The organism is Sagittula sp. MA-2 (genome assembly GCF_030126985.1).
Taxonomy (GTDB): Bacteria; Pseudomonadota; Alphaproteobacteria; order Rhodobacterales; family Rhodobacteraceae; genus Sagittula.
Genome location: NZ_CP126145.1, coordinates 1,831,243 through 1,850,724, shown reverse-complemented (window position 1 = coordinate 1,850,724; position 19,482 = coordinate 1,831,243). Strand labels below are relative to the sequence as shown.

At 65.1% G+C, this 19,482-nt stretch carries 21 protein-coding genes; 11 read left to right on the top strand and 10 right to left on the bottom strand.

Translation table 11 applies throughout. The annotated features are described in order from the left end of the window. The first annotated feature begins 86 nt into the window (after positions 1 to 86). Positions 87 to 1,265, top strand: coding sequence for an ammonium transporter (locus QNI11_RS09240; RefSeq protein ID WP_283983191.1), 1,179 nt, complete (start codon positions 87 to 89; stop codon positions 1,263 to 1,265). Between the two features lie 45 nt (positions 1,266 to 1,310). Here the strand turns inward: QNI11_RS09240 and QNI11_RS09235 are convergent, their stop codons facing one another. From QNI11_RS09235 to QNI11_RS09220, 4 genes are all read right to left on the bottom strand, one after another. Continuing rightward, complete coding sequence (locus tag QNI11_RS09235) at positions 1,311 to 2,576, bottom strand: MmgE/PrpD family protein (RefSeq protein WP_283983190.1); 1,266 nt, start codon at positions 2,574 to 2,576, stop codon at positions 1,311 to 1,313. Between the two features lie 67 nt (positions 2,577 to 2,643). Then, the gene (locus QNI11_RS09230) at positions 2,644 to 3,189 is read right to left on the bottom strand and encodes a hypothetical protein (RefSeq protein WP_283983189.1); all 546 of its coding nucleotides are present in this window, start codon (positions 3,187 to 3,189) and stop codon (positions 2,644 to 2,646) included. A 143-nt stretch (positions 3,190 to 3,332) separates the two neighbouring features. Further along, the gene (locus tag QNI11_RS09225) at positions 3,333 to 3,695 is read right to left on the bottom strand and encodes a hypothetical protein (RefSeq protein ID WP_283983188.1); all 363 of its coding nucleotides are present in this window, start codon (positions 3,693 to 3,695) and stop codon (positions 3,333 to 3,335) included. A 117-nt stretch (positions 3,696 to 3,812) separates the two neighbouring features. Beyond that, a complete protein-coding gene (locus tag QNI11_RS09220; protein ID WP_100930746.1) occupies positions 3,813 to 4,256 on the bottom strand; it encodes a type II toxin-antitoxin system RatA family toxin in 444 nt (147 codons plus the stop codon). Between the two features lie 81 nt (positions 4,257 to 4,337). Here QNI11_RS09220 and hpt point away from each other — a divergent pair, with 81 nt between their 5' ends. From hpt to QNI11_RS09205, 3 genes are all read left to right on the top strand, one after another. Then, on the top strand, positions 4,338 to 4,895 hold the full coding sequence (hpt, locus tag QNI11_RS09215) for a hypoxanthine phosphoribosyltransferase (protein ID WP_100930747.1): 558 nt from the start codon (positions 4,338 to 4,340) through the stop codon (positions 4,893 to 4,895). 144 nt (positions 4,896 to 5,039) lie between these two features. Continuing rightward, on the top strand, positions 5,040 to 5,492 hold the full coding sequence (locus QNI11_RS09210; protein ID WP_283983187.1) for a cytochrome c: 453 nt from the start codon (positions 5,040 to 5,042) through the stop codon (positions 5,490 to 5,492). Further along, on the top strand, positions 5,493 to 6,362 hold the full coding sequence (locus QNI11_RS09205) for a cytochrome c (protein WP_283983186.1): 870 nt from the start codon (positions 5,493 to 5,495) through the stop codon (positions 6,360 to 6,362). A gap of 122 nt (positions 6,363 to 6,484) precedes the next feature. On the opposite strand, the gene lipA is transcribed toward QNI11_RS09205, so the two are convergent. Beyond that, entirely contained in the window at positions 6,485 to 7,435 is a 951-nt protein-coding gene (gene lipA, locus QNI11_RS09200) for a lipoyl synthase (RefSeq protein WP_100930750.1), read from the bottom strand. A gap of 209 nt (positions 7,436 to 7,644) precedes the next feature. Between lipA and QNI11_RS09195 the strand changes: the two genes are divergently transcribed. Next, positions 7,645 to 9,135 carry a catalase gene (locus tag QNI11_RS09195; protein WP_283983185.1) on the top strand — a complete coding sequence of 497 codons (1,491 nt, stop codon included), beginning with the start codon at positions 7,645 to 7,647 and terminating at the stop codon, positions 9,133 to 9,135. Between the two features lie 91 nt (positions 9,136 to 9,226). On the opposite strand, the gene QNI11_RS09190 is transcribed toward QNI11_RS09195, so the two are convergent. Then, complete coding sequence (locus QNI11_RS09190; RefSeq protein WP_373418432.1) at positions 9,227 to 10,342, bottom strand: DUF6456 domain-containing protein; 1,116 nt, start codon at positions 10,340 to 10,342, stop codon at positions 9,227 to 9,229. Between the two features lie 242 nt (positions 10,343 to 10,584). Between QNI11_RS09190 and QNI11_RS09185 the strand changes: the two genes are divergently transcribed. Continuing rightward, a complete protein-coding gene (locus QNI11_RS09185; RefSeq protein WP_283983183.1) occupies positions 10,585 to 10,905 on the top strand; it encodes a DUF6477 family protein in 321 nt (106 codons plus the stop codon). 39 nt (positions 10,906 to 10,944) lie between these two features. On the opposite strand, the gene QNI11_RS09180 is transcribed toward QNI11_RS09185, so the two are convergent. The 3 genes from QNI11_RS09180 to QNI11_RS09170 form a co-directional block, all read right to left on the bottom strand. Continuing rightward, positions 10,945 to 12,492, bottom strand: coding sequence for a trimethylamine methyltransferase family protein (locus QNI11_RS09180; protein ID WP_100930754.1), 1,548 nt, complete (start codon positions 12,490 to 12,492; stop codon positions 10,945 to 10,947). Positions 12,493 to 12,869: 377 nt separating this feature from the next. After that, on the bottom strand, positions 12,870 to 13,166 hold the full coding sequence (locus QNI11_RS09175; RefSeq protein ID WP_283983182.1) for a hypothetical protein: 297 nt from the start codon (positions 13,164 to 13,166) through the stop codon (positions 12,870 to 12,872). Then, entirely contained in the window at positions 13,163 to 13,501 is a 339-nt protein-coding gene (locus QNI11_RS09170) for a Lin0512 family protein (protein ID WP_198521787.1), read from the bottom strand. The genes QNI11_RS09175 and QNI11_RS09170 overlap by 4 nt, the downstream gene beginning before the upstream one ends. Positions 13,502 to 13,553: 52 nt before the next feature. Here QNI11_RS09170 and guaA point away from each other — a divergent pair, with 52 nt between their 5' ends. The 4 genes from guaA (at position 13,554) to bmt (ending at position 17,392) form a co-directional block, all read left to right on the top strand. Beyond that, positions 13,554 to 15,125: a glutamine-hydrolyzing GMP synthase gene (guaA, locus tag QNI11_RS09165; RefSeq protein ID WP_283983181.1), complete on the top strand. Its 1,572-nt coding sequence runs from the start codon at positions 13,554 to 13,556 to the stop codon at positions 15,123 to 15,125. Positions 15,126 to 15,240: 115 nt separating this feature from the next. Beyond that, positions 15,241 to 15,633 (top strand): hypothetical protein, encoded by a 393-nt coding sequence (locus tag QNI11_RS09160; RefSeq protein ID WP_283983180.1) that lies wholly within the window; start codon positions 15,241 to 15,243, stop codon positions 15,631 to 15,633. A gap of 6 nt (positions 15,634 to 15,639) precedes the next feature. After that, positions 15,640 to 16,266 (top strand): YdcF family protein, encoded by a 627-nt coding sequence (locus QNI11_RS09155; RefSeq protein WP_283983179.1) that lies wholly within the window; start codon positions 15,640 to 15,642, stop codon positions 16,264 to 16,266. Between the two features lie 109 nt (positions 16,267 to 16,375). Next, positions 16,376 to 17,392 carry a betaine--homocysteine S-methyltransferase gene (gene bmt / locus QNI11_RS09150; protein WP_100930760.1) on the top strand — a complete coding sequence of 339 codons (1,017 nt, stop codon included), beginning with the start codon at positions 16,376 to 16,378 and terminating at the stop codon, positions 17,390 to 17,392. 47 nt (positions 17,393 to 17,439) lie between these two features. On the opposite strand, the gene QNI11_RS09145 is transcribed toward bmt, so the two are convergent. Continuing rightward, the gene (locus QNI11_RS09145) at positions 17,440 to 18,525 is read right to left on the bottom strand and encodes a PA0069 family radical SAM protein (RefSeq protein ID WP_283983178.1); all 1,086 of its coding nucleotides are present in this window, start codon (positions 18,523 to 18,525) and stop codon (positions 17,440 to 17,442) included. Between the two features lie 179 nt (positions 18,526 to 18,704). On the opposite strand from QNI11_RS09145, the gene QNI11_RS09140 reads away from it, so the two are divergent. Next, on the top strand, positions 18,705 to 19,409 hold the full coding sequence (locus QNI11_RS09140; RefSeq protein ID WP_100930762.1) for a B12-binding domain-containing protein: 705 nt from the start codon (positions 18,705 to 18,707) through the stop codon (positions 19,407 to 19,409). Positions 19,410 to 19,482: the final 73 nt, after the last annotated feature.

Below are 19,482 nucleotides of genomic sequence, written 5' to 3'. Positions count from 1 at the left end.
TTTTCCGCAGAGGTTTTACGCCAGAGACCGCCCTCATCGCGAAACGCCGCCATCGCAGGCGTTGAAATACCGAGGGAGGAAAACTCATGGTCGGAGCGGATACCGCCTGGATCATCGTCGCCACGGCACTTGTGCTGTTCATGACATTGCCGGGGCTCGCCCTGTTCTACGGCGGGCTGGTGCGCGCCCGCAACGTGCTCAGCGTCTTCATGCATTGCTACGCCATCGCCTGCCTGATGAGCGTCGCCTGGTTCGCGCTTGGCTATTCTATCGCTTTCGGCGGCGACGGCATGATCTGGGGCGGGCTCGATCGGGCGTTCCTGAACGGCGTGACCGCCGACACGGTCTCCGGCACGATCCCCGAGGTGCTGTTCTTCGCCTTCCAGATGACCTTTGCCATCATCACGCCCGCGCTGATCGTCGGCGCCTACGTGGAGCGGATCGGCTTCGGCTTCGTGCTGCTGTTCTCGCTCCTCTGGATGCTGCTGTGCTACGCCCCGGTGGCGCACTGGACCTGGGGCGGCGGCATGCTGGCCGACGGCGGTATCTTTGGCGAGACCGGCGTGAAGGACTTTGCCGGCGGGATCGTGGTGCACGAAACGGCGGGTCTGGCGGCCATTCTGATCGCCGTCTTCCTCGGCCCGCGCAAGGACCACTCGAAGCCGCCGCATAACCCGGGATTCGTCATGATCGGTGCGTCCATGCTGTGGGTCGGCTGGTTCGGCTTCAACGGCGGATCCCAACTCGCAGCCGACGGCGGCGCGGCGATGGCGATGACCGTGACACATATCTCGGCGGCCGCGGCCTCGCTCAGCTGGGCGCTCTGGGAAAAGATCAAGTTCGGCAAGGCGAGCCTTGTGGGCATGGTCACCGGCACCATCGCCGGGCTGGCCTCCATCACGCCTGCATCGGGTTTCGTCGGCCCCGTCGAGGCTCTGGTGATCGGTCTTGTTGCAGGTGTGCTCTGCCAGGAGGCGGTGAACTTCGTCCGCAGCAGGCTGAAGATCGACGACACGCTCGATGTCTTTGCGGTGCACGGTGTCGGCGGCATCTTCGGCACGATCATGATCGCAGCTTTCGGTGCGGGGTCGTGGGTAGCCCAGCTCGGGTCGCTCCTCATCGTCGGCGTCTTCACCGTTGTCGTGACGGTGCTTCTGATCGTGGTGGTCCGGGCGATCACCCCGCTGCGCGTCGACGCCGAGACGGAGGTCAACGGGCTCGACCTGTCGGTGCACGGCGAACGCGCCTACGATCACGTTAGCTGAGGCACGGCATTTGATGCACGAAAACGGGCCCTACGGGGCCCGTTCCTACATCAGGGCGGAGATCGAAGACAGATCGTCGGCTTCGATGGCCTGCCAGATCGCATCTGCCACATCCTCGCCGACCAATGCGGCCACCTTCCCGGCAAGCCGTGCCTTGCGACTGTCGACAGACATGGGCGCATCCAGATCGTGGTGCGCTTCGGTGATGCCACCGGGTGTTTCGATGCGGACCACGGCTTCCGTCTCTGCGAGGGTCTCATCGGCGCGGACCTCGACCTTGTCGCGCAACGCGACGAGATCGGCATCGTGGCAAAGCGCGTCCGAGTAGGTGTCCAGCCGGGCGGTGTCGTGACCCAGCAACGCGGCGGCGACGATGGCCCGGTAAGAGAACTTCAGTTGCAGGCCGGTCTGCGGTTCCGGGATGTGACAGACGGTCAGCCAGCGCGGATGCGTCACGACCTCGATTGCGCTGATGGATGCTGGATCCGTGCGCGGCAGAGTCGCCAGGGCCTCCAGCGTGGCGTGCAGACCGTGGCAACAGGCGTGGAACTTGTGGCTGATCGAGAGCATCCACGGATCGGCCTGTTGCTCTGCCATGCCGTCGCAGTGATGCGTAGCCAGGAAACCGTTCATCCCGTCCAGCGCCTGCGACGCGGAGGTGAAACCCGCCTGTGCCAGAAGTGCGGCCTCTACCCCGTTTGAGGCGGCGATACCGGCATTGAAGGGCTTTCCCATCGTGCCGAACTGCGACTTCAGCCCAGAAGCTCGGGTCGTGACCAACGACAGCGCATGCCTGGTGGCGTCGGGCGAGAGGTCGAACAGGCGGGCGGCGGCCACGGTTGCGCCGAATGCGCCGGCGGTCGCGGTCTGGTGGAACCCCGCCTGGTAGTGCGCACGACCGAAGAGCACGCCGAACCGGATCGACGCTTCGCAACCGACAAGCGCCGCGTCGATGACCCCGGACAGACGTGCACCCTGCATCTCGCCCACGGCGAGCGCGGTGGGCAGAACGGCCACCGATGGATGGCCGATGTGGGCAAAATGGGTGTCGTCGTAGTCGAGCGCGTGCGAGGCCGCGCCATTCAGCAGGGCCGCCGCGCGCGCAGGCGCCCTGCCCGCTCCGAACAAGGTCGCCTGGCCCTGCCCACCTTCGCTTTCGACCAGCGCGCGCACGCTCTGCGCGACGGGTTCGTGGCGCCCGGCGATGCCGCAGGCGAGCCAGTCCGCTGTCGACAGGCGCATGACCTCGCGCGCGTCGGGATGGTCCAGGGCAGCAGCCGCGGCAGTCAGAATCTGATCGGTTGCGGACATGGTTCCTCCCGGCACGTCGTTGCCGTGCAAGGAACCACCCTCTGCGCCGGAAGCCAAGAGCCTCCGGTCAGGCGTCCATCAGCAGCCGCGCCGGTTCTGCGGCGGAAGTGGTCTCATTCGCATCTCGGTATTTCTCCGCCGCCTCGCGGGCCGGATCGGTGTCTTCCGAGGTGCCGGCGATGCTGCGGGCCAGATCGTCTTCGCCGCGGAGGTCCTTGCGCTCGTCGAGACGCGTGAGGGTGGCCTGATCCGTGCCGCGCGGCGTCGCGCTTTCGCGGATGGCCTCGGCTTCGGCGGCTTCGCTCTCTGCGGCCTTGCCTGCTGCATCCTCAGCCTTCCGCTCGGCCTGGAGTTCGATGGTGACCGCCGCCAGACGTCCCGCCTGCGACGTCGACACCGGCGGCGGCGCGGCGGGCGCGGGCTGGATGGCAGAGGGCCGGACGGTGGCGCCGGTCGCAACGGGTGCGCCCACCCCTTGCGGCGCGTCGCCAAAGGCGGCGCCGCCCGGGGCGGTCCGGCTTTGCGAGGCCGGGGTGCGCTCGACCTCCTGCACCGGGCGCGGCGGAACACTCGCCCCCGGTGTATGGGCCGATATGGAAAACAGTGAGGGCATTTCGTTCGTCCCTTCTTAGTCTCTATGAACTGGTCCGAAGAAATGCCCGAAAAATCGGGCTAAAAGGCGGCATTGCCGCCCGCACCGGCCCGGATTCGCACTCAATGGTTAATGCTTGGTTCAGGCCATCCCGACGCGGCGCATCACACCGTGGCGTTCACCGCAGGCGACATCGGCGCGCCCGTGAACGCGGTGGCCTGACCATACTGCGTCGCGGCCATGAGCATGGCCTGGTTCCTGACCGTCACCACGGCATCGTTGTAGGCGGGATAGCCGGTGCTGCCGGTGGGCGCTTCGCCCGACTGTCCGGGGGCGCCCGAGGTGGCGGTCGGGGGCGAATAAATCCCCATCGCCATCAGGTTCGGGACGCCGGTTCCCTGAGAGGTGGCCGGGATATAGGCAGTGGCCTCGGATTCCGGTTTCTGCAGGCCCGGTTTCGGGTCCGCTGGGGTCAGGCGCGCGGCATAAAGCGACGACTGAACCACGCTGGAGCTTGGATTGATCATGACGGTCTCCCTTTGCTGCAACAGGAAGTCACGTGATGACGCTTAAATTTGACACAAATCGGGCATGTCCGGGCCTTAGGGACTACGTGGTTAACGCAGGCGAAGGCCGTTTACTGATCAGCCGTAAAGCTCGGCGGCGCGGCGTTCGAAGGCGCGCACGATCCGCTGCATCGCTTCGTAGAAAAACATGCCGGCCGCGCCCTGGAGGATGCGGTTGCGGAACTCGAAATCCACGAAAAAAGAGACCTCGCAGCCGCCGTCGACATCGGTGAAGCCCCACTTCGATTCCATATGATGGAACGGGCCGTCGAGGTATTCGGTGTGTATCCGCATGTCATCAGGCCAAAGCGTCACGCGCGATCCGAAGCGTTCGCGGAACACCTTGAAAGAGATCACGAGGTCCGCAAGCATCACTTCGTGGTCGCCCTCCGTCTGGTGAGACCGAATCCGGGCGGCCGCCGTCCACGGCAGGAACTTCGGGTAGTTGGCCACGTCGGCGACCAGATCGTACATCTGCTGGGCGGTGTACGGGAGTTTGCGGGTCTCGGAATGGGTAGGCATGAGTCTCCGTCTGGGTCGCTCGTAGCGGGTGACACTGTCGCTGGATGTCGTATGCTGCGCGCAGGAAATCAAGGGGTTGTGATGTCAGACCGTCCTTATGTCGTAGACGAGATGATCTCGGCCAAGGCCATTGCCGCACGGATCGAGGCGCTCGCACAGGAAATCACGCGGGCTTTCGCCGGAACTGAAAAACTGGTCGTCGTCGGGCTGTTGCGTGGCAGTTTCGTCTTCATCGCCGACCTGGTGCGGGAGTTGCGCCTGCCCGTCGAGGTCGATTTTCTCGAGGCGTCCTCATACGGAAACACGATGGAATCGAGCCGCGAGGTGCGTATCCTGAAGGACCTTCGATCCGGTATCGAAGGGCGCGACGTGCTGGTGGTGGAGGACATCGTCGACACCGGCCACACGCTGAACCACGTCATGCACCTTCTGCGCGGACGCAAACCGGCGCGGCTGAAGACCATCGCCCTGCTGGACAAGCCTGCGCGGCGCGAGGTCGATTTCAAGGCCGACTGGATCGGCTTCGAGATCCCGGACGAATTCGTGGTGGGCTACGGAATCGACTATGCGCAACGCAACCGTAACCTTCCCTACATCGGCAAGGTCCGGTTTACCGAAGACATGTCGAAAAGCGCGTGATCCCGCCGTCCGGCTGTGAAAAAATCGCCCGGGATGCGATGCCTGTTCGGGCAGCGCGACCCCCGATCTCTGCACACGCAGAATTTGTTTGTCACAATTCTCAGCGACATTAAGCTGGCCACATTGAAAACAGGGAGACACCCAATGAAGAAAACCATTACCGTTCTCGCAGCGCTGGCCGTTTGCGCCACAGCCGCAACCGCGCAGGATCTGCCGCAGCCGGTCAAGGCACGGCAGGGTCAGTTCAACATCCTCGCATTGAACCTCGGCGTGCTGGGCGGAATGGCAAAGGGCGCGGTCGAATACGATGCGGAGGCTGCACAGGCGGCCGCCGACAACATCGCCGCCGTCGCCAGCCTGCACCAGGCCGCGATGTGGGCCGAGGGCACCGACAACATGTCCATCGACGGCACCCGCGCGCAGCCGGTGATCTGGGAACAGATGGACGACTTCAATTCGAAGTGGGAAGACCTCGGCACCGCGGCGACCGAGATGGCCTCTGCCGCTGGCACCGGGCAGGAAGCGCTCGGGCCGATGCTGGGCAAGGTCGGCGGCGCCTGCAAGGCGTGCCACGACACGTACCGCGCGCCGGAATAAATGCGCAGCTTTCTGAAAGTCCTGGTCCCGATCGCGATCATCGCGGTCGGGATCGGTTTGTGGCTGACCGCGCCGTCGCGCGTCGATGCCGCCCGGTTCGAGGCGTTGACCGGTGATCCGGCGCGTGGCGAGACGGTGTTCACCGCCGCCGGTTGCGCATCCTGTCACCATACGCCCGACAGCGAGGACAAGCTGGTTCTGGCCGGCGGTCAGGCCTTCCCGTCCGATTTCGGCACCTTCTACGCGCCCAACATCTCGCCGTCAGAGGCGGGAATCGGCGGCTGGTCCATCGTCGACCTCGCCAATGCCGTGACCCGGGGTGTGTCGCCGGAAGGAGAGCACCTGTACCCGGCCTTCCCCTACACCTCCTACACCAAGATGGAGGATCAGGATGTTGCCGACCTGCACGCCTACATAATGTCGCTGGAACCGTCCGACACCGCGTCCAAACCGCACGATGTCGGCTTTCCGTTCAACATCCGGCGGTCACTGGGAGGCTGGAAGCTCCTGTTCTTCTCGGACGACTACGTGATGCCCGCGGGCGACAACGAGCGTGGCCGCTATCTGGCCGAGACCCTGGCCCATTGCGGCGAATGCCATACCCCGCGCAATGCGCTTGGCGGGCTGGACAAGGGGCGCTGGCTGGCTGGCGCGCCCAACCCGTCCGGACAGGGCACGATACCGGCGTTGACGCCGGACAAGCTGACCTGGTCGGCGACCGACGTGGCCTACTACCTCGAAACCGGGTTCACACCGGACTTCGACAGCGTGGGCGGGCACATGGCCGAGGTGGTGGACAACTTCTCCAAGCTGTCGGCAGAGGACCGGACCGCCGTTGCCGACTACATCAAGGCGCTGCCCGCGCCCTGAGGCCGAGCCTGGTAGTTGAACGCATGCGCCGGCGCGGATCCAATCCGACGCCGGCGCATTTCTTTCAGGAGCGTTTGCGTTTCCGGACAAACCGCCGATTTCGGACGGCTATCCGCGCGCCCTCAGGCCCGACCGAGTTTCGCCTGCCGGGCATCGCGCAGCCGGGCAAAGTCGTCGCCGGCATGGTACGACGACCGCGTGAGCGGCGTGGCCGAGACCATCAGGAACCCCTTGCCGAAGGCCGCCTTCTCGTAGGCGGCGAATTCCGAAGGTTCGACGAAACGGGCCACGCGGTGGTGCTTTGGCGTCGGCTGCAGATACTGGCCGATGGTCAGGAAATCCACGTCGGCCGCGCGCATGTCGTCCATGACCTGCCGCACCGCCTGTGCCTCTTCACCGAGGCCGACCATGATGCCCGACTTGGTGAAGATGCCCGGGTCCAGCTCCTTCACCCGCTGCAAAAGCCGCAGGGAGTGGAAGTAGCGCGCGCCCGGACGGACCTCCGGGTAGAGACCCGGCACGGTTTCGAGGTTGTGGTTGAACACGTCCGGCTTCGCCGCGACGACGGTTTCGAGTGCGTCTGGCCCGCACTTCAGGAAATCGGGGGTCAGAATCTCGATGGTGGTATCGGGCGAACGGTGCCGCACGGCGCGGATCGTCTGGGCAAAGTGCTCTGCCCCGCCGTCGTCCAGGTCGTCCCGGTCGACAGAGGTGATGACCACGTGGTTCAGCCCCAGCTTCTGTACCGCATCCGCAACGCGCCCCGGCTCGAACACGTCGAGCGCGTCGGGCCGGCCGGTCGCCACGTTGCAGAAGGTGCAGCCGCGGGTACAGATCTCGCCCATGATCATCATCGTCGCATGCCCGAGGTTCCAGCACTCGCCCGCGTTGGGGCACCCGGCCTCCTCGCAAACGGTCACCAGCTTGTGTTCGCGCATGATCCGCTTGGTCTCGTTGTATCCCTGCCCGCCGGGCGCCTTGACGCGAATCCAGGAGGGTTTCTTCGGCTGGGCATTGTCGGCCCGGTGGGCCTTTTCGGGGTGGCGCTCCCCGGGGATCTTCAGATCGCGCATGTCACTGACCTTTCGCAACAACGGCTTTCACCTCTCCTACGCCTGATCGGTCCGCGAATCCACCCCGCTGCCATGCGTGCCGGGCAAGCCGCGTGGGCGTCATCGCAAAGGCTGGCGATAACCGCAGACTATCGCGGCCAGAATATCATACAATGAAACTTTAAGATGGTGCGGCGCATTGGTCGGCAGGAACAGCAAGGAGAGGCTTCATGTCCAAACGTCAGACCACAACCGCAGGTGCACCAGTCCCGACGAACGAAACATCGCGGACCGCCGGACCGCGCGGCCCGCTGCTGCTCGAGGACTACCAGCTGATCGAGAAGCTGGCCCATCAGAACCGCGAGCGCATCCCCGAACGCGCTGTCCACGCCAAGGGCTGGGGTCTGCAGGGCACCTTCACCGTGACGCATGACATCACGAAGTACACCCGCGCGGCGCTGTTCTCCAAGGTCGGCAACACCTGCGACGTCCTTTCCCGCTGGTCCACGGTTGCTGGTGAGCTGGGCGCGGCGGACGCGGAACGCGACGTGCGCGGCTTCTCCCTGAAGTTCTACACCGAGGAAGGCAACTGGGACATGGTGGGCAACAACACCCCCATCTTCTTCGTCCGCGACGCCTACAAGTTCCCCGATTTCATCCGCACGCAAAAGCGCCACCCGAAGACCAACATGCGTTCGCCCGAGGCGATGTTCGACTTCTGGGCCGGGCAGCCGGAATCGGTGCACCAGGTCACGATCCTGATGTCCGACCGCGGCATCCCGAAGAACCCCGCGCATATGCACGGTTACGGCTCGCACACCTTCTCCATGTGGAACGATGCAGGTGAGCGACACTGGGTGAAGTTCCACTTTCGCTGCCAGCAGCCGATCGAGAACTACACCAACGAGGAAGCCAAGAAGATCATCGGCGAGACGCGCGAGAGCTTTCAGGAAGACCTCTTCAACATGGTCTCCGAGGGCAAGTTCCCGAAGTGGAAGTTGTTCATTCAGGTCATGAAGGAAGGCGAGGAGGACAAGTTCCCCTTCAATCCCTTCGATCTGACAAAAGTCTGGCCGCACGCCGATTATCCGCTGATCGAAGTGGGCGAACTGGAGATGCACACCATCCCCGAGAACTACTTCCAGATGGTCGAGAACGCCGCCTATTCGCCCTCGAACGTGGTGCCGGGCATCGGTTTCTCGCCGGACAAGATGCTGCAGGCGCGGATCTTCTCTTACGCCGACGCGCACCGTTACCGGCTTGGCACGCACTACGAGGCCCTGCCCGCCAACGCGCCCAAGGCGCCCGTGGCGCACTACCACAAGGACGGGGCGATGCGGTTCTTCCAGAACGATACGGGCAATCCCAACGCCTATTACGAGCCGAACCAGTACGAGGACGCGCCGCGCCCAGATCCGTCGGTCACGGAGCCGCCGATGCGCATCGACGCCGAGGCCTATCGCCATCCGCAGGAGGTCACCGACGACGACTTTGTCCAGCCGCGCGCGCTTTATATGGATGTGCTGTCGGACGATGAGCGCACGCGCCTGCATCAGAACATGGCAGGCGCCATGGCGCCCTGTTCCGACAGGGTGAAGGAACGCTGGTACGCGGTGCTCGAACGTGTGCATCCGGACTATGCCAAGGGTGTCCGCGAGGCCGTGGAAAGTGCACCGGCGCTGCCCGTCACCCCTGACACGCCGATCAAGGCTGCGGAATAATCCGGCAGCTTTTGGTGAACGAAATTCGGCCCCCGCGATCCTTCGCGGGGGCCGTTTCATGCATGTATTGCCGATTTTCGTGCAGGACGGGTCAGGCGATCAAGTCGCCACCTCCCTTGCCACGCTCTTCGTAATGTCGGCGCAGACGTTGCAGGGCGATGCGCAAGACGATCTTTCCCGAGCGTGCCGACCAGCCCAGTTGTTTTTCCGCCTTTTCCAAACCTTCGAGATAACAGCAGCACCGAAGCGCGACATCACCCAGGCCGGGGCCGAGGTCGCGCAGCGCCGCCTGAAGCCGCTCCTGCGCAGCCGAGGCACTCCCGCCCGCGTTCCCGGCGCGGGTCGAGACTCCGGGGGTCAGGAAATGATCCCAGTTCTGCGTCGTGCGCTGCCCCATCTGGGCCAGTTCGAAGTCTTCGCGCAGACGTTCCCCGGCAGCGATCAGAACATCGGTCAGGAAGGGCGTGCCGTCCTTGTCCCGCCGCCGCCCGAGGGTCGTCAGCGGGCTTTCGGCCAGGGCGAAGTGTCCCTTGCGCAGCCTTGGGTCGCGCTCGACTTCTTCCAGGGCGGCATCGGCGGCGCGCCCCGTCTCGAACCCCGCCTGAGCCTCGGCAAAGCCGCGCACCCGGTTTTCCTGTGCCGCGACCATGCGGTTCAGCGCCACCCGCCCCACCGAGGTGATCCGGTATTTGGAGATGCGCGCGGGGGCATCGCATGTGATCCATTCCTTGAGGGCCATCGCCTGGGCAATGCCGACCTCGACGACGGCTGTGCGCGCACTGCCTCCGTCGCCGGTGTCGCGCACCACCACGGCCTTTTCCATCTCGGCCGCAACGGCCAGCACGGCACCCGGCTCGCACAGGCGGCGCAGCACCCGCCGCGCCTCACGCGCAAGCGTCGTCTCGTCCGGTGGGACCGGAGTGTTGATGGCAGCAGTCATCGGTTCATCGTCCTTTCTGGTCAATGTAGCCGGCGCCCCCGTGCCGGCTGCCCCCATGGTGCATAAGGCTGCGTCGATCAAAGGGTCGTCCCGGAGCGTTTCGATCTTCCGGATCTGACGCAGGACGGTCGAAGCGTGGCATCCCGCCTGGCGCGCAAGTTCACGGATCGACTGTCCACCCTCGACATGCGCCAGGTACATGAGCACCCGCGCGGGCATCCATGCGGGCACCGGGCCCTCGGCGTTGCAGGGTGGCGCGTCGATCATGCGTGACCTTTGCGTCGGGACGATTTGTTCACAGGTTTATCCCCATTTGATCGATCGCAACCTTCGCGTGTGCCGGTTACTCTTTGGTTAACACACGCTTCGGGACGATCCTTCCTAACAATAGATAATCATGGGTAAATCGCTCGTTCGCGACCGTACGGTGCCGCGCAACACCCTTCATGAGTGTGCTTCTGTTCCGCCGTCGGCCGAACCGTTTCGGTCTTGCACAGGAGATTGGACAGATGAAGGACGTGTTGGGAATGCTGAGCGATCTGGGCCGCCCGCGCCTGTTGATCCGCGCCGCCCGCATCGGCGCGCAGGAGTACCGCAGGCTGCCCCACCTGCGCCGGGTTCTGGGGTTTGCCGCCCTGCCGCGCTCGGGCGTGGCGCTGATGCGCCTGATGGAGATCGAGGCCGAGCTGGACGAACGGCGCAGGGGCGGCGATGCCGCCTACAGCGTCAGCCGCCATGTCGAGGTGCTGACCGCCATGATGGGAGAGGCCCGTCTTCTGCGGAGCGCCGCCGAACTGGTGGCGCCCGACGGCCCGGCCACGGCAGGCTGAAAGCGGCCCGCGGAACACAGGTTCCGGGGCCGCCCTGTCTCAGGTGAAGCTGTCGGTCATCGACGCCTTCTTGCGGGCGACGTAGTCGTTCAGCTGTTCCTCGATGGCGGGGTCCATCGCGGGTTTCTGGTAAGCGTCCAGCAGTTTCGCCATCCGGACCTGCGCCAGCGCCACGGTGTCCCGCGCGCCATCCTCCGACCAGGTCTCATATGGTTTGTAATCAAGCACTTCCGAGCGCCAGAAGGCTGACTTGAAGTTCGCCTGCGTATGCGCGCAGCCAAGGTAATGACCGCCCGGACCGACCTCGCGGATGGCATCCATCGCCTGCGCGTTCTCGTCGATTGAGACGCCCTTGGCCAGGTGGTGCAGCGTGCCGAGCTGGTCGGCGTCCATCACGAATTTCTCGAACGACGACACCAGTCCGCCCTCCAGCCAGCCGCAGGCGTGGAGCATGAAGTTGACGCCGGACAACAGCCCCATGTTGAGCGAGTTCGCGGTCTCGTAGGCGGCCTGCGCATCGGGCAGTTTCGACCCGCAGAACGATCCCGAAGACCGGTACGGAAGGCCCAGGCGACGCGCCAGCTGGCCTGCGCCGTAGGTGATGTGCGCGGCCTCCGGCGTTCCGAACGTGGGCGCGCCGGAGTTCATGTCGATGGAGGTTACGAAGGCCCCGAAAATCACCGGCGCGCCGGGACGGATCAACTGGCTGTAGGCCACCCCTGCCAGCACCTCTGCCAGCACCTGCGTCAGGGTGCCCGCCACCGAAACCGGCGCCATCGCACCGCCCACGATAAAGGGCGAAACGATGCAGGCCTGCCCGGCCGCGGCATAGGTCTCCAGCGCCCCCATCATCACGTCATCGAAGGTCAGCGGCGAGTTGATGTTGACCAGGGAGGTCATCACCGTATTCTCGGAAACAAACTGTTTCCCGAACAAAATCTCGCACATTTCGACGGAATCGGCGGCGCGTGACGGCTCCGTCACCGACCCCATGAAGGGTTTGTCGGACAGGGTCATGTGCGCCAGCAGCATGTCGAGGTGGCGCTTGTTCACCGCGATGTCGGTCGGTTCGCACACCGTGCCGCCGGAGTGGTGCAGCCATTTCGACATCTGACCCAGCTTCACGAAGGTGCGGAAGTCCTCGATCGTGGCATAGCGGCGGCCACCGTCGAGGTCGCGCACGAAGGGCGGGCCGTAGACCGGGGCCAGCACGAGGTTGCGCCCGCCGATCTCCACGTTGCGGTCGGGATTGCGCGCGTGCTGGGTGAACTGCGACGGCGCGGTGGCGCAAAGCGTGCGGGCGAGGCCACGGGGGATGCGGACCCGTTCGCCCTGCACGTCGGCGCCCGCCTCTTTCCAGCGCGCCAGAGCGCCGGGGTTGTTCACGAAGTTGACGCCGATCTCTTCCAGCACGGTCTCGGCGTTATGCTCGATGATTTCCAGGGCCTCCTGGGTGAGGACCTCGAAGTTCGGAATGTTGCGTTCGATGAACCTCGCCGTCTCCACCGCGGTGGAGGTCCGCTCCGCCCGCCGTGCGGCCCCGCCGCCCGTACCGCGCGCACGTCTGCGTGCCGTCGCTTCTGCCATGGATCCATCCTCGCATTTCTCGGGGCACGCCTGTCGCGCCCGGACCGATTTCCGCCTGAATAGCCGCTGAAGCCCGCGGGGATTGGCGCGTTAGCGGCGCTTGGCGCGAAAATACGACATACCAGGCCATGCAGACGACCTGCCGCCGCTAAACAGGCGGATCGTTCGAATGTGTTCTGTCTTATCCCACAGGCTTTAGCAGGGGATTAAGGCGTTCAGCCCGGACAGTCCTGCGGTCGCACCAGTGCGCTGGCAATATCCATCGCATTTACCGGAAGGCCTGTCGGCCTGCAGGAGATAGGCACATCCACGACCCACGTATCGTCGCGCGCGCTGGTCTGCCTTGCCGCGACACTTACCGCGCTGCCGGTCGCATATCATGCGGCATTGGTCGGAACAAAAAGCTCCAGCGCCACGGTCGCCACGAAACGCCCGCCCGCCGACAATCCGCCTGTCCGGCAGGTCACCTCCGCGGATTGGCCCAGGACCGCGACCAGCGCGGGTTCCGAAACCCCTTCGGCCTCCGGAACGCCGACCGTGACGCGCAACACACCGCCTTCGTGCGAAGCATGGACAACCGCCCGGCCCATCGCGTCGCGCAGACCTGCCTCCGCAGCCTCCTGCGCCGTCTCGCCCGTGCCCAGCCCCATGCGAATGATCAGCCGCTCCATCATGCGTCCTCCCCGAAAGAGACGGTGATTGACACCGCCGCCATGACCAGAGCCTCACCTTCGCCGGACGGATGCGGCACCGAAAGGCCACCCTCGACAACCTCGATGTCCGGCGTGCCGTAGGGAAAGACCTCCCTCAGGGCCGCCACGTCGACGTCTTCCGGCACGGGCACTCCGACCTTCACCGCCAGCCGCATCTCGGACTTGTCGCGGCCAAAGACCTCTGCCGCACGGATGGAGTTGCGCCACAGCGCATCGCGCAGCCCGCGCGCCGCCGCTTCCGTCTGATCGCCGCGTCTGAGCGAGGACCCCATCCCGTATTCCGTCAAAACCCGCATCACGCCTCCCGAGCGATATTGAAACTTTCCCGGCCCCTGCGTACAGGAGCGCATGACCCAAGCCCAGCATGACCGCCTCCTCATCATCGACTTCGGGTCCCAGGTGACGCAGCTCATCGCGCGCCGCCTGCGGGAGCTGAACGTCTATTGCGAAATCCACCCCTATCAGAACGTGACCGACGCGTTCCTGGCCGATTTCGCCCCCAAAGCCGTCATCTTCTCCGGCGGCCCCGATTCGGTGACCCGTGAGGGTTCGCCGCGTCCGCCGAAGACCGTCTACGACCTGGGCGTGCCGATCCTCGGTATCTGTTACGGGCAGCAGGTGATGATGCAGGACCTCGGCGGTCGCGTCGAAGCCGGGCAAAGCCACACAGCGGAATTCGGTCGCGCCTACGTCATGCCGACGGAACGGACCACCGATTTCTTCAACGGCTGGTTCCTTGACGCTTCGGGCCGCGAGCAGGTTTGGATGTCGCACGGCGACCACGTGGCAGAGCTTGCCCCGGGGTTCGAGGTCTACGGCACCTCGACCGGCGCACCCTTCGCCATGACCGCCGACCTCGACCGCCGGTTCTATGCCGTGCAGTTCCACCCCGAGGTGCACCACACACCGAACGGCAAGACGCTCTACGAGAACTTCGTGAAGCTTGCGGGCTTCACCGGCGACTGGACCATGTCCGCCTACCGCGAGGAGATGATCGCCAAGATCCGCGAACAGGTCGGCGACAAGCAGGTGATCTGTGCCCTCTCCGGCGGCGTCGACAGCTCCGTTACCGGCATCCTGCTGCATGAGGCGATCGGCGATCAGTTGACCTGCGTGTTCGTCGATCACGGTCTGCTGCGCCTGAACGAAGCGGAACAGGTCGTGCAGATGTTCCGCGACAACTACAATCTGAACCTGATCTATGCCGACGAGAGCGATCTGTTCCTCGGCGCGCTCGAAGGCGTCTCGGACCCCGAGATCAAGCGCAAGACCATCGGCAAGCTCTTCATCGACGTGTTCCAGAAATACGCCGACCAGATCGAGGGGGCTGAATTCCTCGCGCAGGGCACGCTGTATCCCGACGTGATCGAATCGGTTTCCTTCTCCGGCGGCCCGTCGGTCACGATCAAGTCGCACCACAACGTCGGTGGCCTGCCGGAAAAGATGGGCCTGAAGCTGGTCGAACCGCTGCGCGAACTGTTCAAGGACGAGGTCCGCGCGCTGGGTCACGAACTGGGCCTGCCCGCCTCCTTCATCGGCCGCCACCCCTTCCCCGGACCAGGCCTTGCGATCCGCTGCCCGGGCGAGATCACCCGCGACAAGCTGGACATCCTGCGCAAGGCGGATGCGGTCTATATCGACCAGATCCGCAAGCACGGTCTCTATGACGAGATCTGGCAGGCCTTCGCGGCAATTCTGCCGATGCGCACCGTGGGCGTCATGGGCGATGGCCGGACATATGACTATGCGCTGGCGCTGCGGGCCGTCACCTCCGTCGATGGCATGACCGCGGATTACTACCCCTTCAGCCACGAGTTCCTGGGCGAGACCTCGACCCGGATCATCAACGAGGTGAAGGGCATCAACCGCGTGTTCTACGACACGACCTCGAAGCCGCCGGGCACGATCGAGCTGGAATGAGCCTTTGCGGCACGTCATCGTGCCGCAAAGGCCCAAGTCACCCTTGTATGTGACCTGAAACGCCGACACTCTTGCAGCAAACGCCGCCCCGGCGGCCTTTGCCAAAGATCTTTCGATGACGTGTTCCGCTTTCAGGCTGTCTGCGCTGCTCCTTCCGCTTGCACTGGCGGCATGCCGTGCCGACGTGGAGCACCTGCGATCCCTGATCCCGGCAGATTTCACGGTGACCGAGACGCTGACATCCGAAGCCAAGCGCTTCAACTGCCAGCGCGCAACCTTCATCGCCAGCGCACCGGCGGGCGCAACCGAAGACTGGACGCGCCTTGGGCGGCTGTTCGACGCCAAGCTGTCTGCCTGCATCGATCTGGAGGAACAGTTGCGCTGGAAGCAGGCGATTGGCCGGCAAACCGCGTGGTGGCGCGTGATCCAGACGCCGGAGCGCGCGCACCTCTGGTACGACAGTGAAAGTGGCCGTCTCCAGGTGCTGACGCTGCAACAGGACAGGTAGCTCCAGATGCGCACGGTTCTGCGCCTTGTCGCCAGCTATTTGGCGTTATGCGTCCTGCTCACGACGATCTCGCAATTCGCAATCCCAGCCTGCACATCGGTGTCCAAACCGCGCGAGGTCGCCATCGTTCTGGGCGGGGGCAGCGCGCCGGACAGGTTGACACCCGACACGGCCATGAGAGTCGCCACCTCCGTCCGCTTGTATCGCGAAGGGATGGTAAAGAAGTTGCACATGACCTGCGGAAACACCTTGCCCGGCACCCGCCCCGGGCAAGTCATGGCCGAGGCGGCGATCCGCGCCGGTGTGCCGCCTTCCGCCGTGTCGTGGGAAGGTCAGTCCCTGTCGACCTTGCAGAATGCGCTGTTCTCCCGTCCCGATCTGCCCGAAGGAGAGACCCGCATCGTCGTGACCGAACCCTTCCATGCCCTGCGCGGCGCCGCCAGCCTTGCATGGGCCGGACGTCCCGCAGCGGCCTGCACGACGCCCGAGACCAATGGCAAGGCGCCTCGCATGACAAAGGTCTTGCTGCGCGAGGTGGCTGCATGGGCGGTCAACATCCCGCGCGCGCTTGCCTACTCTCTCGCCTCCGCTTTGGGGCTCGGCGAGGTTTTCCCGGATATCCTGCTGGCCTGAACCGCCATGCCCCTTGGCTACAATCCTCATCAAGATGATGCAGATTATGAGTTTGCGTCATGCCAACAACTGTGAAACACGCGATGCCATCAGCGAAGGAGACCACAGCATGAGCGACGCATTGACCAAGGCCCTGGCAGAGCGCGACTGGCTGCTGGCCGACGGTGCCACCGGAACGAACCTGTTCAACATGGGGCTGATGTCGGGCGATGCGCCGGAGTTCTGGAACGAGACGGAGCAGGACAAGATCCGCGCGCTCTACAAGGGCTCGGTGGATGCCGGGTCGGATCTCTTCCTGACGAACTCCTTCGGTGCCAACGCGTCGCGCCTGAAACTGCACGACGCCGGGCACCGCGCCTACGAGCTGTCGAAACTGGCCGCCGAGCTGGGCCGCGAGGTGGCCGATGCCGCCGGTCGTCCGATCATCGTCGCGGGCTCCGTGGGCCCCACCGGCGAAATCATGGGCGCCGCAGGCAGCCTGTCCCACGAAAGCGCGGTGGAGATGTTCGAGGAAACCGCGCGCGGCCTGATGGACGGCGGCGCCGATGTGCTGTGGGTCGAGACGATCTCGGCACCCGAGGAATTCCGCGCTGCCGCCGAGGCCTTCGGCAACGTCGGAGCCCCGTGGTGCGGCACCATGAGCTTCGACACCGCCGGGCGCACGATGATGGGCGTCACCTCGCAGGACATGGTGGCGCTGGTCGACAGCCTGCCCAACCCGCCCATCGCCTTCGGCGCGAACTGCGGCGTCGGCGCGTCGGACCTGATGCGCACCGTGCTGGGTTTTGCCGCGACCGGGACCGATCGACCGATCATCGCAAAGGGCAACGCCGGCATCCCGAAATACAGCGACGGGCACATCCACTACAACGGCACGCCGGAACTGATGGCGGATTATGCCTGCCTGGCGCGTGACGCAGGCGCGCGCATCATCGGCGGCTGCTGCGGCACCATGCCCGTACACCTGAAGGCCATGCGCGAGGCGCTGGAAACGCGCGCGCCGGGTCCGCGACCGACGCTCGACGTCATCGCCGAGAAACTGGGCGGCTTCTCCTCCGCCTCTGACGGGACCGGCGACGACGAGGGCGCAGGCCGCGAACGCCGCGGGCGCCGCCGCAGGGGATGACAGGCCCGGCCCCGCATGCAGCGCAGACGCGCCGTCGTGCCTGCCGGTCAGAACAGGCTCATCTGGTCACCGGCTTTCGGAGGCACGCGGAACAAGTCGCACCGCAGGTCGGGTTGCGGCTGATCGAGGTTCAGGCGCCGGACAGCACGCCGGAACCGCTGGGCCAGAAGGTCGGCATAGACGCCCTCCCCCTTCATCCGATGGAACCACTTCGAGGAATAGACCTCTCCGCCGTGCATGTCGCGCAGGTGGCCCATGATCCGCGCCGCGCGGTCCGGGTAGTGCGCCTCCAGCCACTCCTGCCAGAGCCCGGCCACCTCCCGCGGGAGGCGCAGCATGATATAACTTGCCGCACTGGCGCCTGCTTCAGCACCCGCGGCGAGGATCGCCTCAAGCTCCGGATCGGTAAGCGCCGGCACCATGGGCGAAGCCATGACCCGCACCGGCACACCGGCGTCCACCAGCGCGCGGATGACGGCCAGCCTGCGCGCGGGACGCGGGCAGCGCGGCTCCATCCGGCGGGACAGCGTGTCGTCGAGCGTCGTGACGGAGATGCCCACACGCACCAGCCCCTGAGCGGCCATGTCGGACAGGATGTCGATGTCACGCTCGATCAGCGTGCCCTTCGTCACGATCGCCACCGGGTGCCGGAAGTCGCGCAGCACCTCGAGGCAGGCGCGCATGATCCCGCGATCCCGTTCAACCGGCTGGTAGGGATCGGTGTTCGTTCCGATGGCCAGCGGCGCGACGCAGTAGCGGCGGGCGGACAATTCGCGGGCCAGCACCTCCGGCGCGTTCGGACGGGCCACCAGCCGCGTCTCGAAGTCCAGCCCAGGCGACAGCCCGAGGTAGGCGTGCGTCGGCCGCGCGAAGCAGTAGATGCACCCGTGTTCGCACCCGCGGTAGGGGTTCAGCGACCGGTCGAAGGGCAGATCGGGCGAGCGCACGTAGTTCACCACAGAGCGCGCGCGTTCCTCGCGCACCTCTGTCACAAACGCCGGACGATCCTCGGGAATGTCCCATCCGTCATCCGTTTCGACCCGGTCGAAACGCTCGAACCGGCCGGTGTCACGGCTCAGTGCGCCGCGCGCCCGGCGCCGGTCATCCGGCAGAATGCGATGCTCATGATCCATGCACGCACACTAGAACTTAACGTGAACACGCGCAATGTCGCGCCATTCGGCTTGCAGCGCGTCGGTAGAACTCTGCCCAATGTCGCAATCCGCCAATTGACGCGACTGGAAAACGACGATTAGTCGCAGGGAGGGCATCGCCCATATGCACCCTGCGCAACGCAGAAGGAAAGACATCCATGTCCGATGAAGACGACGACATCATCCTCTCCGAACTCGACGACGAGGAACTCGTCCAACAGATGTTCGACGACCTCTACGACGGTCTTAAGGAAGAGATCGAGGAAGGCGTCAACATCCTCCTGGAACGCGGCTGGGAACCCTACCGGGTCCTGACCGAGGCGCTTGTCGGCGGCATGACCATCGTCGGCCGCGACTTCCGCGACGGTATCCTGTTTGTGCCGGAGGTTCTGCTGGCCGCCAACGCGATGAAGGCGGGCATGTCGATCCTGAAGCCGCTGCTGGCCGAGACCGGCGCACCGCGCATGGGCAAGATGGTCATCGGCACCGTCAAGGGCGACATCCACGACATCGGCAAGAACCTCGTGTCCATGATGATGGAAGGCGCCGGTTTCGAGGTCGTCGACCTGGGCATCAACAACCCGGTCGAGAAGTACCTCGACGCGCTGAAGGCGGAAGAGGCCGACATCCTCGGCATGTCCGCCCTGCTCACCACCACCATGCCCTACATGAAGGTCGTGATCGACACGATGAAGGAACAGGGCATCCGCGACGACTACATCGTTCTGGTGGGCGGCGCGCCCCTGAACGAAGAGTTCGGCAAGGCGATCGGCGCCGACGCCTATTGCCGCGACGCCGCCGTGGCGGTCGAGACGGCGAAGGAATTCATCGCCCGCAAGCACAACCAGATGCGCGCGGGCTGAGACCCGCCTGCATCGTTCCCACGCAAGACGGCGGCCCGCAACAGGCCGCCGTTTTCTCATTCGGGCCGTGTGC